14 protein-coding genes and 1 pseudogene are annotated in these 12,978 nt (G+C 67.9%); 10 read left to right on the top strand and 5 right to left on the bottom strand.

Going from position 1 to position 12,978, the window contains the following annotated elements; translation table 11 throughout:
- Window positions 1–24 precede the first annotated feature (24 nt).
- The 5 genes from NS4_RS05175 to NS4_RS05155 all read left to right on the top strand — a co-directional run bounded on the left by NS4_RS05175 (window position 25) and on the right by NS4_RS05155 (window position 5,129).
- Window positions 25–1,065 carry a LacI family DNA-binding transcriptional regulator gene (locus NS4_RS05175; RefSeq protein WP_063058273.1) on the top strand — a complete coding sequence of 347 codons (1,041 nt, stop codon included), beginning with the start codon at window positions 25–27 and terminating at the stop codon, window positions 1,063–1,065.
- Window positions 1,066–1,320: 255 nt separating this feature from the next.
- On the top strand, window positions 1,321–2,064 hold the full coding sequence (locus tag NS4_RS05170; RefSeq protein WP_245665080.1) for an ABC transporter permease: 744 nt from the start codon (window positions 1,321–1,323) through the stop codon (window positions 2,062–2,064).
- Window positions 2,065–2,107: 43 nt separating this feature from the next.
- Window positions 2,108–3,148: an ABC transporter substrate-binding protein gene (locus NS4_RS05165; protein ID WP_063058271.1), complete on the top strand. Its 1,041-nt coding sequence runs from the start codon at window positions 2,108–2,110 to the stop codon at window positions 3,146–3,148.
- A gap of 17 nt (window positions 3,149–3,165) precedes the next feature.
- Window positions 3,166–3,969 carry an ABC transporter ATP-binding protein gene (locus NS4_RS05160; RefSeq protein ID WP_063058270.1) on the top strand — a complete coding sequence of 268 codons (804 nt, stop codon included), beginning with the start codon at window positions 3,166–3,168 and terminating at the stop codon, window positions 3,967–3,969.
- Between the two features lie 41 nt (window positions 3,970–4,010).
- A complete protein-coding gene (locus tag NS4_RS05155) occupies window positions 4,011–5,129 on the top strand; it encodes a glycerate kinase (RefSeq protein ID WP_063058432.1) in 1,119 nt (372 codons plus the stop codon).
- A gap of 111 nt (window positions 5,130–5,240) precedes the next feature.
- Here the strand turns inward: NS4_RS05155 and NS4_RS05150 are convergent, their stop codons facing one another.
- Window positions 5,241–6,476: a globin domain-containing protein gene (locus NS4_RS05150; protein ID WP_063058269.1), complete on the bottom strand. Its 1,236-nt coding sequence runs from the start codon at window positions 6,474–6,476 to the stop codon at window positions 5,241–5,243.
- A gap of 292 nt (window positions 6,477–6,768) precedes the next feature.
- Entirely contained in the window at window positions 6,769–7,212 is a 444-nt protein-coding gene (locus NS4_RS05145; protein WP_063058268.1) for an RrF2 family transcriptional regulator, read from the bottom strand.
- A 222-nt stretch (window positions 7,213–7,434) separates the two neighbouring features.
- On the opposite strand from NS4_RS05145, the pseudogene NS4_RS34025 reads away from it, so the two are divergent.
- Window positions 7,435–7,943, top strand: a pseudogene (locus NS4_RS34025) (four-helix bundle copper-binding protein).
- Here the strand turns inward: NS4_RS34025 and NS4_RS05135 are convergent.
- Window positions 7,885–9,261, bottom strand: coding sequence for a cytochrome P450 (locus tag NS4_RS05135; protein ID WP_063058267.1), 1,377 nt, complete (start codon window positions 9,259–9,261; stop codon window positions 7,885–7,887). The pseudogene NS4_RS34025 and the gene NS4_RS05135 overlap by 59 nt on opposite strands.
- A 298-nt stretch (window positions 9,262–9,559) precedes the next feature.
- On the opposite strand from NS4_RS05135, the gene NS4_RS05130 reads away from it, so the two are divergent.
- Entirely contained in the window at window positions 9,560–9,916 is a 357-nt protein-coding gene (locus NS4_RS05130; RefSeq protein ID WP_063058431.1) for a UBP-type zinc finger domain-containing protein, read from the top strand.
- Between the two features lie 80 nt (window positions 9,917–9,996).
- On the opposite strand, the gene NS4_RS05125 is transcribed toward NS4_RS05130, so the two are convergent.
- Window positions 9,997–10,962, bottom strand: coding sequence for an ADP-ribosylglycohydrolase family protein (locus NS4_RS05125; protein WP_245665078.1), 966 nt, complete (start codon window positions 10,960–10,962; stop codon window positions 9,997–9,999).
- A 65-nt stretch (window positions 10,963–11,027) separates the two neighbouring features.
- On the opposite strand from NS4_RS05125, the gene NS4_RS05120 reads away from it, so the two are divergent.
- Window positions 11,028–11,402 carry a WDGH domain-containing protein gene (locus tag NS4_RS05120; RefSeq protein ID WP_063058266.1) on the top strand — a complete coding sequence of 125 codons (375 nt, stop codon included), beginning with the start codon at window positions 11,028–11,030 and terminating at the stop codon, window positions 11,400–11,402.
- A 292-nt stretch (window positions 11,403–11,694) separates the two neighbouring features.
- Window positions 11,695–12,021, top strand: coding sequence for a histone-like nucleoid-structuring protein Lsr2 (locus NS4_RS05115; RefSeq protein ID WP_063058429.1), 327 nt, complete (start codon window positions 11,695–11,697; stop codon window positions 12,019–12,021).
- A 43-nt stretch (window positions 12,022–12,064) separates the two neighbouring features.
- On the opposite strand, the gene NS4_RS05110 is transcribed toward NS4_RS05115, so the two are convergent.
- A complete protein-coding gene (locus tag NS4_RS05110; protein WP_063058265.1) occupies window positions 12,065–12,721 on the bottom strand; it encodes a hypothetical protein in 657 nt (218 codons plus the stop codon).
- Between the two features lie 18 nt (window positions 12,722–12,739).
- Between NS4_RS05110 and NS4_RS05105 the strand changes: the two genes are divergently transcribed.
- On the top strand, window positions 12,740–12,973 hold the full coding sequence (locus NS4_RS05105; protein ID WP_063058264.1) for a hypothetical protein: 234 nt from the start codon (window positions 12,740–12,742) through the stop codon (window positions 12,971–12,973).
- Window positions 12,974–12,978: the final 5 nt, after the last annotated feature.

Here is a 12,978-nt window from a genome sequence, read left to right as displayed (position 1 = left end):
ACCGAGAGAATGAGGCACTTGGCCATGGCGGCTGTGAGATTGCAAGATGTCGCGACCCGGGCGGGCGTCTCACTGGCGACCGCGTCTCGTGTGCTCAACGGTTCGTCGCGGGTGCCCGGCGAAGGTGTGGCCGACCGGGTGCGCGCCGCCGCCGCCGAACTGGGATATGTGGCGAATGCCCAGGCCCAGGCCCTCGCGCGGGCTTCGACCGGACTCATCGGACTCGTCGTGCACGATATCGCCGATCCCTACTTCTCCTCGATCGTGCAGGGCGTCCAGGCGGCCGCGCGCCGGGCGGGCAAACTTGTCCTGCTGGCGAGTACGCAACGCGATTTCGATATCGAACGCGAATCCGTGAGCACCTTCATCTCGCACCGGGCCGACGCGATCATCCTGGCGGGCTCACGCCAGAGTGGGGATCTCGACCGCGACCTCGAGAAGGAATGCGCGCGGTATCTGGACAACAGCGGCAAGGTTGTCGTGATCGGACAGCCGCTGTCCTTCGGTGCCGCCGTGGAGCCCGAAAACCACTCGTCCTCAGCACAATTGGCGTACGCCCTGCTCGAGCAGGGGCACCGGGATTTCGCCGTGATCGGCGGCCCGGGCAATATCAGGACCGCCGTCGACCGGCGCAACGGCTTCGTCGAGGCTCTCGCGACGCAGGGCGTGACACCGTTGGTGGAGATCGCGGGGGACTTCTCCCGTGACGGGGGTGCCGGCGCCGCTCGTCGCCTTTCCGCCGCGTTGGATCTGCGTCCAGGAGAGGCCGGTGATATCGCGCCCTGCGTTTTCGCGGTGAGCGACGTGATGGCGATCGGGGCGATCGCGGCGTGGCGTGAGCTGGGCCTCGCGGTCCCCGATGATATCTGCGTCGCCGGGTTCGACGATATCCCCACGCTGCGTGACCATGTGCCCGGTCTGTCGACGGTGGCGCTGCCGCTGGTGGAGATCGGCGAGCGTGCCGTCCGGCTCGCGCTCGATGACTCGGCGACGGCCTCGCGTGTCCATGAATTCGTGCCCGGGCGCGTGATCCTGCGCGACAGCAGCGTTCCACGACCTATCTGAACTGCGGAAATTACGAACCCTTGACACTGTGGGTCCGGTCACACTAGCCTCGGTGACAGCTTCGGAAAGCGCATTCCCGGCGGGTGTAGTGCGAACCCCGCTTCACTACTAGCTTTAGGACCCCAGATGGCGGTAGTCACGTCCGTCGAGGCCAGCCCCTCCGCACCGAAACCGGCGCAAACCGCCCGTACTCGGCGCCGGAGGCTCCCATCCCCATCCACTCTGTGGTCGACCGTGTGGCGGCCGCTCGCCCTGGTGACGGTGCTCGTGGTCGCCTGGTGGGCCGTCACCGAGTTCGAGCTCGTCGAGCCCTACATTCTGCCGTCGCCGGCGGAAACCTGGCGCACTGCCGCCGACAACTCGGCATATCTGCTCCAAAACACGTGGGTGACGACCTATGAAACAGTGGTCGGCTTCATTATCGCCGCGCTGATCGGCGAAGCCGTCGCACTGGTGATGATCTACTCTCGCAGCGTCGAGCGGACAATGTACCCGCTCATACTCTTCGCTCAGGTCATCCCCAAAATCGCGATCGCCCCGCTGTTCATCGTATGGCTCGGGTTCGGCACCAGTCCCAAAATTCTCGTCGCCGTACTGATGGCGTTCTTCCCGATCGTCATCGCCGGTATGGCGGGCTTGCGCTCGGTGGATCCCGAAATTCTCGAGCTCACCTCCACCATGGGCGCGAGCAATTGGAAGACATTCATAAAGGTTCGTTTTCCGGCATCGCTGCCGCAGTTGATGTCCGGCCTCAAGATCGCCGCCACTCTCGCGGTCACCGGCGCCGTCGTCGGCGAATTCGTCGGCGCGAACGAGGGGCTCGGCTATGTGATTCTGCAGGCCAACGGAAATATCGACACAGCGATGCTGTTCGCCGCCCTGATCATCATGTCGGTGCTGGGCATCATCCTGTTCGCGATCATCGAGATCGCCGAGCAGTTCCTCATTCCATGGCACGCCTCTCGTCGATCCACGGCCTCGGCCGTCGGCGCGGCATGAGCATGCCGAACCACCGCATTCGCGCCACAGCTGGAGAACTCGCATGAAATTCGGAATCCGCACACTCACGACGATCGGCGCCGCCGCGGTGGCATCGGTTCTGGTATTGACCGGCTGCGGGGGCGGCGGCAGCGCCGCGAAGGATCCCGGCGCCGACGGGAAGACCACCGAGGTGTCGCTGATGCTCAATTGGTATCCCTACGGTGAGCACGCCCCGTTCTATTACGGGGTGCAAGAGGGCATATTCGCCGAGCACGGTATCGATCTGAAGATTTCGGCCGGTCAGGGCTCGACCAAGACCGCACAGGCCACCGGGTCGAGGCAGACCGACTTCGGCTGGGCCGATACCCCGGCCGTTCTCAGCAATATCGATAAGGGCGTCAAGATCAAGAGCGTCGGCGTCTACCTCCAGACCACGCCGTCGGCAGTGCAGGTATTCGCCGACTCGAATATCCGGACACCGGCCGATCTGGCGGGTAAGACCATTGCCGTTTCCGCGGGTGACGCGCCGACCACCACCTTCCCGGTCTATCTCGACAAGGCGGGCGTTCCGGCCGACCAGGTGACCCAGCAGAGCCTCGACTCGGCGGGCAAGATGTCGGCGATGCTCTCGGGCCGCGTCGACGGGCTCATCGGATTCGCGCACGACCAGGGCCCCACCATCGCGAACAAGAGCGGCAAAGAGGTCCACTATCTGCGGTATTCGGACCAGGGACTGAACTTCTTCAGCAATGGGCTCATCGCGAACCAGGCCACCATCGAATCCTCGCCCGAGCTGGTACAGGCGATGGTGGATGCGACGAGCGAGGCCTTCGCCGCCGCGGTCGCCAACCCGGAGGCAGCGGTCGCGGCGATGGAAGGTAAGGATCCGCAACTGCCGCCGCAGCAGGTACTGCTGCAGCAGTGGCAGCAGACGATCCCGCTGCTCAGCACGCCGGAGACCGCCGGTAAGGCGCCGGGAACCAATTCCGAAGCGAATTGGCGCGCCACCATCGATGTCCTCAGCAGTGCGAAGCTCCTGAACAAAGCCGAGGACCCGGCCGAGTACTGGGACGCCAAGTTCACACCCACCAGTAAGCCGTGACCGGAGCAGGTGACGATATGAGCACACCCACCGACACCATCGCCCGCACCGAAACCGCGGTGGCGGTAACCGACCTGACCGTACGGTTCTCGTCCAAACGCGGCGAGGTCACCGCACTGCACGATGTCGACCTACAGGTCCGCCGCGGCGAATTCGTCTCGATCGTCGGTCCGTCCGGCTGTGGCAAATCGACGCTGCTGAAAGTTGTCGCCGGCCTCACCGATCCGAGCGGGGGCAGCGTAGAGCTCGGCGGCGCCCCCGTGCGTGGCCCGCAGCGCAATATCGGCTATGTGTTCCAGCGCGCCGCACTGCTGGAATGGCGGACCGTGCGCAAGAACATCCTGCTCCAGGCCGAGATGCGGGGCCTGAACAAAAGGGCGGCCGCGGCCGAATGCGCGCGACTGATCGAGATGACCGGTCTCGGCGGGTTCGAGGACGCCCTGCCGCACGAACTCTCCGGCGGTATGCAGCAGCGGGTTTCGCTGTGCCGGGCGCTGCTGCACGAACCGGAAGTGCTGCTGATGGACGAGCCGTTCGGTGCTCTCGACGCGCTCACCAGGGAGCGGATGAATGTCGAGCTGCATCGGATCTGGCGGGAAACGGGCACCACGGTACTGCTGGTCACCCATTCGGTGGCCGAGGCCGTCTACCTCGCCAACCGGGTGGTCGTGATGAGCCCGAGGCCTGGCCGGATCGTCGAACTGCTCGACGTAGATCTGCCCGCGCACCGGAACTACGCCACGACGATGGAGACGCCGGAATTCATCGCGGTCGCCAACCGGGCCCGGGATCTACTCGGCGCGGTGGCGCACGCGGACTGATGTCCACCTCCCCGCCGACTCACCGACAGGAAGCCGACCGCGTGAGGGTTCTGGTTGCTCCCGACAAGTTCAAAGGAAGCCTCTCCGCCGTCGAGGTGGCCGACCGGTTGGCGGAGGGATTGGCGGCGGCGGGGGTCGACAGTGACAGATTGCCGCTGGCCGACGGCGGTGACGGGAGCGTCGACGCCGCGGTAGCGGCCGGATTCGCCCCGCATCCGGTGACAGTGGCCGGCGCCGGGGGAACCCCGAGATACGGGCGGATCGCCGTCGGCGACGGCACCGCTGTGGTGGAGGTCGCCAATACCTGCGGCCTCACCACCCTGCCGAACGGTCGCATGCTGCCGCTGGATGCGAGCAGTCTCGGTATGGGGCAGGCCGTTTCGCAAGCGTTGCGGTTCCGGCCGCGGCGATTGGTCCTCGCCCTCGGCGGCAGTGCCAGCACCGACGGCGGAATGGGACTGCTCGCCGCGCTCGGCTTCACCTTCGCCGACGCGCAAGGAAGGCGACTGCGAGCGTGCGGGAAGAGCCTGGGGCGAGTCCACACCGTCGACTCGTCGCGGGCGGCGAGGCCGACCGGCGTCGAAATTGTGGTCGCCGGTGATGTAACCAATCCCTTGCTCGGACCCGACGGTGCGGCGGCGGTCTACGGGCCGCAGAAAGGCGCCACCGCCGCCGAGGTACGGTTTCTCGACGCCGGCCTGAACAACCTGGTCCGAGCGTTCGCCCGCAGCGGTTACCCGGACGCGACGACCTTCGCGGCCGCGGCCGGTGCGGGCGGTGCGGGCGGAATCGGGTTCGCGGCGTTACTGCTCGGCGGCCGAATCGTGTCAGGTGCCGAGTACTTTCTCGACTTGCTCGAGTTCGATCGCCACCTGCCGGGTGCCGGCTTGGTCGTCACCGGGGAGGGAAGTATCGACGAGCAGACCGCAAACGGCAAACTGCCCACGGTGCTGGCTCGCCGCTCCCGCCCCGTTCCGGTCGTCGCTGTCGCCGGTCGGAGCACGCTGTCCCCTGACTTATGGGGACCGGCGGGATTCACGACCGTCTACTCGCTCGGTGACTACACCGACAGGGATACCGCCGGTGACCGCGCACTCACCCGCCGGCTGTTGACGCGGATCGGTCACCGGATCGGCCGCATGGCCGCCACGGCGCCGTGACTTTGCCCGCCCGGGGCCTCGTTGTCCGGCTCCGCCATGCGTTCCGGTGCCTGGTTGCCGAGGGACGTCACGCACCGGCTCATCACACCCTGACCGAACCGGTCCGGTATCTCACTGCAGCAACCAGTCGTCGGGGCTGAACAGTTCGAAGTGCACTCGCGCGGGGGAAATTCCGGCGGCGGTCAGCTGGGCGCGTACCGATTGCAGGAATCCGGGCCCGCCGCACACGTAGATATCGGCCTCTGCCGGCAGCTCGAGCGTGGACACGGTGAGTGTGCCGGGCCGGCCGTTGTCGGAGGGCTGCTCGTACCACAGTTCGAGGCCGGCGTTCGGTAGTAGGTCCACGAGGTCGCGTTGGACCATGCGCAGCGGGTGGGTTTCCGGGCTGCGATCGGCGTGTGCGACGAGAACCTGCCGTTGGGAGGTGCCGGCTGCGAGGTATTCGAGGATTCCGATCATGGGGGTGATACCGATTCCGGCCGAGATCAGTACTACCGGTGTGGTCGCGGCGGTGTCGATGGTGAGGTCGCCGAAGGGCAGCGTGATCGTCAGGTTGTCGCCCACTGCGATGTGGGTGGCCAGCCAGTTCGAGACCTCCCCGGCCGGTTGGTCGGCGGTGGCGGCCACCGGCCGCACGGCGAAGGCGAGCCGCCCGTCGCGCGGTGCGTGGACCAGACTGTACTGGCGCAGCTGGCGTGCCCCGTCGGAAAGCCTCGCGCCGACGGAGACGTACTGTCCGGGAATGAAGTCCGGGAGCGGATCGGCGGGGTCGGCGGCTTCCACGACGAAGGTGACAACGCCGGATGGGTCGTCGGTGCGTTCGATGACCACTGTCTCGCGGAAAACGTCGCCGGGCTCTACCCCGGCGTCTGTGTAGAGTGCGCGCTCGATCTCGATGAGGGCGTCGGCCATCAGCCAGTAGACGCGATCCCATGCCGCTGCGATTTCCGCGGTGACCGTCTCGGTGCCGAGCACGTCCACGATCGCGGCGAACAGATGCTCGTGCACCACCGGGTAGTGTTCGGCCACGATGCCCAAGGAGGCGTGCTTGTGTCCGATCCGCGTCAGCATCTCGCGGGGATGCGGTAGTGCCGGATCCACCAGGTGGGTGGCGAAGGTGGCTATCGACGCGGCAAGCGCCCGCTGTTGTGCGCCCTGTGCCTGGTTGCCGCGGTTGAACAGGTCGGCGAGCAGCTCGGGGCGGGCGGTGAACATCGACTCATAGAACCGGGTGGTGATGTCGTCGATATGTTGAGCGATCACCGGGAGAGTCGCACGGACCACATCGGCGTGATGCGCCTCCAATTCCGCGGGAAGGTCCAGGGCCGATGTCGCGACGGTCGTCATAATGTTCTCCTCGTCGAGCTGAATTGCGGCTCGAGTGCCACGACAAGACGGTATCCAATTCGGCCACGGAAATGGTGCCGAGCGGGCGTGAAGTAAATTACCCGCCGTCGTGCGGAATATGTAGGCAGTGCCACAGTGGTCCGGTAGGAGCCGAAATATGCTGTGCAGCAGCATGATAAGTGTGCACACCGCGAGGAAGTATCTACCGCTGAAGCGAATGGACTCCAGGAGAGAGATATTGTTCTCCGGGTTCTGGAATCGGGTTACTGTGCCATATGCCGCGTAGACGGATCTAGCTTTTCCGAAGCTCTGGCATATGTAGTAATTGCACAGTCCGGCTGTCCACCAGATCGCCGAGAGTGTATCGGTCCAGATGCCGGTAGAAGCTGTCCTGGGCGTCGGCCAGGATATTCCGCAAACGGCAGGCGGTGGCCAGCGGGCAGGGGCTGGCGCCCGTACACTCCACGACTTCGGCCTGTCTCTCGAGGCCGCGGATGATCTCGCCGACGGTGGCCGAGCGTCCGCGCTCGGTGAGGAAGATGCCACCGGTGCGGCCACGGTGGGAATCCACCAGGCCCAGTGCGGCGAGTTCGGTCACCGCCTTCGCGATGTAGTGCTCCGAAGCGTTCACCTGACGGGCGACGAGTTTGACCGTGACCCGCTCGGCCGCGGCCCCGCTGACGGCCAGGCGCATCATCACACGCAGGCCGAGATCGCTGAAGCGGGAGAGTTGCACGAGGCCACCATATTAATTCGGTGTTTGAAAAGCGAATTATTCGATGTGGTGCTGCGCACGTTGTGCGCCCGACGCAGGACCGACGGTAACGAGGACTGGCATCTCTACCGCGGCGCCCATGACACCCGCCGGGTTCCCCGCCCGCGACGGTCTGCCGCTGCACGCCCACCCGACCTTGCCGGTCGGCGTCGAGCCGCGGTCGACCGGACCGAGGAGCCCACCATGAGGCATGCGGACGAAATGCCGGACCTGTACCCCCACGACCTGGACGGGATCGTCCGCACCGCCCTGACCCGGTGTATCGAGGAATGCTTCTCGTGCGCGCAGGTGTGTACCGCGTGCGCGGACTCCTGCCTCAGGAAGCCGCGGTCGCCGACCTGGTGACCTGCATCCGCACTGATCCGGACTGTGCCGAGATCTGCGACACCACTGGTCGTGTGCTCACCCCGGCGGCCGCACCGCACCGGCCCGGCCGCTCCTCGAGGCCTGCGCTGCCGCGTGCGCCGCATGCCTGGGAAGGATGCCTGCGGTATGCGGGTACGCACGAGCACTGTGGAGTGTGTGCCGAGGCGTGCCGCCGCTACGAACAGGCGTGCCGGAACCTGCTCGCGACGCTGGGCCGAGCGGGTGTGGCGACCACCCGGGCGGAGCCGGCGGGCCGGGGTTCCGTGCTCACCGCGGCGGCGCGACGTCCGCTGTTCTGGGCGCTTCTGCGCCCGGCACGACCGTGAACTCGAGCCCGTAGTTGTTCAGGGTGGCGGGCAGCGGCGCGGAAGGGCCGAGTGGCGGATGCGAGCGTAGGCGCAATTGCGGCCCGGACACCATATGCGCGAGCAGGGCGCTGGTGACGAACAGCACCAGATTCCGTCCCGGGCATTCGGCGGGGCCGGCGCTGAACGGCACCAGCTGCGGATATCCCTGCGCCCGCCCATCCAGCCAGATCTCGGGTTCGAACCGGTCGGCGAACGGTAGCGTATCGCGATCGCGGTGGAAGGCCGGCGCCACGATCACCAGGGCCGCCCCGGGCTCCAGGGCGAACTCCGCGGAGCCGGATCGCCACCGGGTCCACTCGGTGGTATCGCGCAGGATGACCGGAGTGGTGGGCCACAACCGGATCGATTCGAGTACGCAGGCGCGGAGATAGGGCCGCAACCCGGCGATCCCGGGGTCCTCGGATTCGGCGCGGGCCCGCTCCCGCTGGTTCGGATGGTCGGCCAGCAGGGCCAGGGCCCGGGAGAGCGCTATACCGGCGGCATCGAAGGCGAACAGCCACTGTGGCATCTGGCCCACCGGGTCGACCGCTCCAGCGGCGGGAACCGCGGCCAGCGCCCCTGCCAAGCTGTCCGGTTCCGCCGCTTCCACGTAGTCGTACAACCGGGCGAAGAACCGGTCGCGTCGTTTGCGGTGCGGGGGTGCCAGGAACGACCAGTTCGCGGCCGACCGCAGCCGCCACAACTCGTCGGTGATCGCATCGTCGTGCCGGGCCCGCTCACCGAGCGCGATCCGCCGCACCAATCGCCACCACGCGGCCGTGAACGTCGCGGCGTCCAGCACCCCGCGTCCCTGGGCGCGGGTGAGCAGATCCTGTGCCTCGTCGGCCACCTTCGCCGCGAACGGCGTCGCGAGCCGGTGCAGCGGTGCGCCGGTGTCGAGCGCCGCCTCGTTCACCGCGCGTCGCCGTTCGCGGACCGGCCCCTGGGATACCAGCACGCCGTGCGGCTGGAACTGGCCCAGCGCGATGCGCTTCTCCCGGTTCGCCGGGTCGAACGGGACGGGCGCTTCGTCGAGTACCCGGCCCACATCCTCGGGGTCGAGTATCACGATGATCCGGCGGCCGGGCACCACCAACTCGACCGGTCCGCGGCCGAACTCCGCACGCAGGGCGCGGATCCGCTCGATCGCGCGTTCATCGGCACGCAGACGTTCCAGCAGTCCGAGCATCGGCCGGCGGCGCGCGATCACCCCCGCGGCGATCGCCGGGAACCCCAGATCGACCAGGGTGGTGGCCGCCCGGATTCCGGTGAGCCGGTGCCCGTGTACATCCGCCATGCCGCTCTCCTCCCGTCACTGTGGCCGGCGACCGCCGGCGTCGGGCGCGTACCCGGGTCCGGGCCGGTGAAACGGAGCACGGTCACACCGGTGGCGGGGTTCGCCGACCGGGCCCTGCGGATCACCGCACCGACCTCGTACATACGACCTGTACGCGCAGGGGTCGGTCGAGCCGGGCGGACGCGGTAGGGTTCGGATCGTGGCCGCAGCGCGGCGGAGTCCTGCCATCGGCCCGCGCTGCCCGCGGACCGCGGGCAGCGCGACAAATCGTCCCCATCGGCATGTGCGGAGGTACATGATGTCTGAGGCCATCGAGGGCGTCGACCCGGCTGCGCCGCCCAGCGGCCCGGGATGTGTCGAATGCGAAAAGGCGCAGGGCTGGTGGGTACACCTGCGGCGGTGCGCCCAGTGCGGGCATATCGGCTGCTGTGATTCCTCTCCTGCCCAGCACGCCACCGCGCACTTCACCGCGACGGGGCATCCGTTGGTGCAGAGTTACGAACCGGGAGAGGACTGGTTCTGGGACTACCGGTCCGGTGAGATGTACGAGGCGGGGCCGGAACTCGCTCCGCCACGTGATCACCCGAGCTCACAGACCGTGCCGGGGCCGCGAGATCGGGTCCCCGCGGACTGGCAGGACCGTATCCACCGATAACGCCGGCCTGCCCCGGCAGCCGTGATGAGCCACGCCATTCGATCGGCCACAGCCGGGGGATGTGCGCGCTCGCCCGTCTGTCACGAGCCTCCGGGCAGCCAGCGGCGCACCCGGGCCAGCCCCTTCGGCCGGGGTGGCCGACGTTGCGGGTCGAACCAGGGGGGCAGCGGTTCGCGCGCGGTGAGCCACGGCCGCGGCACTGCGCCGGGCCGAGGGCCGGTGCCGGTATGGGCGGCGACGATTCCACCGGTGATGGCGCTGGTGGTGTCGATATCGCCGTCCGCCGCGATACAGGTGGTGATCGCGGCCGGATAGTCGCCGAGGGTACTCGCCGCCACCCATATCGTGAACGGCACCGTGTTCTGTGCGGTGACCAGTGAGCCGTTGCCGAGCTCGTGCGCGGCTTCCGGCGCGGAGACATCCAGCATGGATCCGGCCCGGCGGATCAGCCGGGTCGTCTCACTGTCGGCCAGCCGGTCCACCACGGCGGTGATGAACTCCGCCGGGGAGGGCCGGATGCCGGTCCGCCGGGTGTGGGCGGCCAGACCGGCGGCGAGCGCCACCGCGACCGCGCCGGCGATACCCTCCGGATGGGTGTGGGTGACCTCGGCCGACCGGGCGGCCTCGGTGACGATCCGTTGCGGATCGCCCGCGAAGCAGGCACCCAGCGGGGCGACCCGCATGGCCGCCCCGTTACCCCGCGATCCCTGGTTCTCGAACAACGCCCCGGCCGCGTCGCGCCAGTGTGTGCCGGCGCCGATCCGGCGCAGCACTCCGACCGTATTGAACCCGTAGTCGCGATGTGGCTGGAACCGGCGCGCGAAAGCGGTGGCGAGCCGATCCTGGTCGATCGCACCGTTGCGCAGGAGTTCGGCCACCACGCTGCAGGCCATTTCGGTGTCGTCGGTCCACGCCCATTGCCGCCCGGTGGGCAGCTCCCCTGCCCGGAGATCGTCGATGGACCGGCGCATGACGGGAAACTGTTGCCCCAGTGCATCCCCCACGGACAGTCCGTCCAGCGAATCGAGCATCGAGTCGATGTGCATCGCGTCGAATGGTACCCGGATCGGGTATTCGTCCGATCACCACCACTGAGTGACCTGGAGGCGGCGTGCACGGCGAGGCGGACGAGAACACCAGCGACGGCGTCCACACGTTCGCCGAGCTGTACCACTATCGGATGTTGTACAACGCGCTCGTGTTCAACGAATGGGCGCGCTGCGACCGATACGACGTGCACAAGAGCATCCGGCACAGCGACGGTGAACTCTGTTTCGGCGGTGGCTGGTTCGTTGTGTACGCGACCTTGCCGACCGGGCAGATCGCCAATCACTATCGGATGCGGCACTGGGGGCTGTTCCGGATCCCGGAACGACAGGTGCCCGCCATATGGGATGGGCACAGCGCGCGCGATGCCGCCGAGCGAATGCTCCGGTTTCTACGGGAACCGCCCGCACCGGGGTCGGGTCGTGCGCCGGTGAGCTGATCGGGCCCGCGCGCACCGCCCGCGCAACGGACCTGCCGACGCTGTATGCCGAGGTAGTGGCCCTCGGCGCGGGGTCTGGGGTGCCCCCGGGAACCGGTAGGGCCGGAGCTTTTCCGGTGCGGTGCGGCCACCCGCCCGGCGTCGCTACCGCGGCCCGGCAATGTCGGACGAGAGTCCAAGTGCCTCTTTCTCATTGGTTTCTCAGCGTTTCTGAGGCGGTATCAGAGGGTGGTACCAGTACGGTGTCGCGTGCCGGGTCGGCCGGTGGTGTAGTGAGTGAAGGGATGTGGGTGTGGCGCGCAGGGTAGTTGTCACAATGGTCGATGATCTGGATGGCGAATCCGTCGCGGCGGAGACGGTGTCGTTCGGAGTCGACGGACTGCTGTACGAAATCGACCTCTCCGAGGAGAACGCGCGGGAATTCCGCGCGGCGCTGGACAAATGGGTGCCGTTCGCCCGCAGAGTCGGCAAACAGCGCCGGGTGAAGGGGCAGGCACCGGACCGCCCGCACTCGGCGAAAGCGGTGCGGGAATGGGCTCGGCGCAACGGGCACGAGGTGCCCGATCGCGGCCGCATCCCCGGTGTGGTGCTGGAGGCGTATCAGCGCGCCGCCGGCTGACACCCGGGCGCCACGGTAGGCCGTGGCAGTCCCCGGCCGGCGATCAGTTCGCCGGCTCGGGCGGGGTGTGGACGGCGATCTCGCCGCTGAGCGTACGGCCGCCGCGTAGCCGCAGGCGGTCCCCGCTCCAGAATCGGCCGGGGTCGTACCAGTCGGGGCTGCGGGTATCCGGGAGCAGCCCCATCGCCTGGTAGGTGGCCGCCACGATCTCCGCGCAGTAGGCGTTCTCCACCTCGCGGGCAGCGGGCGGGCGGGAACGTCGGCGCGGCAGCCGGACCCGGCCCCGGAACCAGCGCCCGGCCAGCGCGGCGGTGGACGGGAACGGAGTGCCGTCCAGCCGCGCCACCGTGCGCAGCACGCCGTCCTCCATCTCCCGGGTGGCGGGCGGCTCGAGCTGGCGCAGCCATGCCTGCTGGCCGTAGCGGTTCGCCCAGGTCAGCACCGCGTCGCGTAGGTTGTGCAATTGAGCGCCGCGGTGTGCGGTGCCCGACCACATATCGGGTAGCGACCGGCCGAGTTCGGCGTGCCAGATCAGCGCGGGCAGATCGTCGATCACCACCGACATACCCACATGGTTGACCGGACTGTTCGTCGTCATCCGGATCATCCGATCGGCCGTGGAATGCCCACGGAACAACCAGATATCGCCTGTCCTGGTGATCTCGACAGCCCGGTCGAGATCGAGATCCGCACCCGCCATGGAAGTAGCCTATGCGTTATGAGGTGGTGGAAGGTATTGGGTTTGGCGGGAGCGGCCGGTGTGGTGGCCACCGGTGTGGTGGTGGTGCGCGCCGAACGCCGCCGGCGCGCCTACACTCCGGACGAGGTACGCGAGCAGTTGCATGCCCGGTTCGCGCAGGCGGTGGCCACCGAGCAGGCGGTCGATATCCCGGAACCGGAATCACGCACCGCCCGGATCCGCGCCCGGGTTCGCCGGCTCGTGCGCCGCTGATCTGC

Origin of the sequence: Nocardia sienata NBRC 100364, assembly GCF_001613205.1 — a bacterium.
GTDB lineage: Bacteria > Actinomycetota > Actinomycetes > Mycobacteriales > Mycobacteriaceae > Nocardia > Nocardia sienata.
This window is presented reverse-complemented; position numbering and strand designations above follow the sequence as displayed.

What these genes read in the sequence shown, in the direction of transcription:
- NS4_RS05130 (WP_063058431.1), top strand. Translation starts at nt 9,560, where the DNA reads ATGTCTGAGGCCATCGAGGGCGTCGACCCGGCTGCGCCGCCCAGCGGC.
- NS4_RS05160 (WP_063058270.1), top strand. Translation starts at nt 3,166, where the DNA reads ATGAGCACACCCACCGACACCATCGCCCGCACCGAAACCGCGGTGGCG.
- NS4_RS05105 (WP_063058264.1), top strand. Translation starts at nt 12,740, where the DNA reads ATGAGGTGGTGGAAGGTATTGGGTTTGGCGGGAGCGGCCGGTGTGGTG.
- NS4_RS05175 (WP_063058273.1), top strand. Translation starts at nt 25, where the DNA reads ATGGCGGCTGTGAGATTGCAAGATGTCGCGACCCGGGCGGGCGTCTCA.
- NS4_RS05135 (WP_063058267.1), bottom strand. Translation starts at nt 9,261, where the DNA reads ATGGCGGATGTACACGGGCACCGGCTCACCGGAATCCGGGCGGCCACC.
- NS4_RS05110 (WP_063058265.1), bottom strand. Translation starts at nt 12,721, where the DNA reads ATGGCGGGTGCGGATCTCGATCTCGACCGGGCTGTCGAGATCACCAGG.
- NS4_RS05125 (WP_245665078.1), bottom strand. Translation starts at nt 10,962, where the DNA reads ATGCACATCGACTCGATGCTCGATTCGCTGGACGGACTGTCCGTGGGG.
- NS4_RS05165 (WP_063058271.1), top strand. Translation starts at nt 2,108, where the DNA reads ATGAAATTCGGAATCCGCACACTCACGACGATCGGCGCCGCCGCGGTG.
- NS4_RS05150 (WP_063058269.1), bottom strand. Translation starts at nt 6,476, where the DNA reads ATGACGACCGTCGCGACATCGGCCCTGGACCTTCCCGCGGAATTGGAG.